1 protein-coding gene is annotated in these 265 nt (G+C 37.7%); it reads left to right on the top strand.

Features of this window, described 5'->3' with window-relative positions; genetic code table 11:
• The coding region (locus E0702_RS17685; protein WP_368816927.1) for a substrate-binding domain-containing protein at positions 1-255 on the top strand (255 nt) is incomplete at its 5' end.
• Positions 256-265 lie beyond the last annotated feature (10 nt).

Genomic DNA, 265 nt, shown 5'->3' with positions numbered 1-265 from the left:
TACACAATGACAGACCGCGGTACTTGGTTAGCCTATAATAATAAACTAGACCTTAAGATCTTAGTTCAAGGCGACAAAAACTTGTTTAACCCTTACCAAGTTATCTTAGTTAACCCTGAGCGTTACCCAACCATTAACTACAATGGTGCAAAAGTATTCAGTGATTGGTTAGTCAACACTCGTGGTCAAGAGTTGATCAATAGCTTTAAACTTAACGGCAAGCAACTATTTGTTGCTAATGCAAACGAGAAATAACCACCTATGA

It is taken from the genome of Halomonas marinisediminis (genome assembly GCF_004347715.1).
Taxonomy (GTDB): domain Bacteria; phylum Pseudomonadota; class Gammaproteobacteria; order Pseudomonadales; family Halomonadaceae; genus Halomonas; species Halomonas icarae.
The sequence above is the reverse complement of the archived record's forward strand: the minus strand, read 5'-3'. Positions and strand labels throughout refer to the sequence as shown.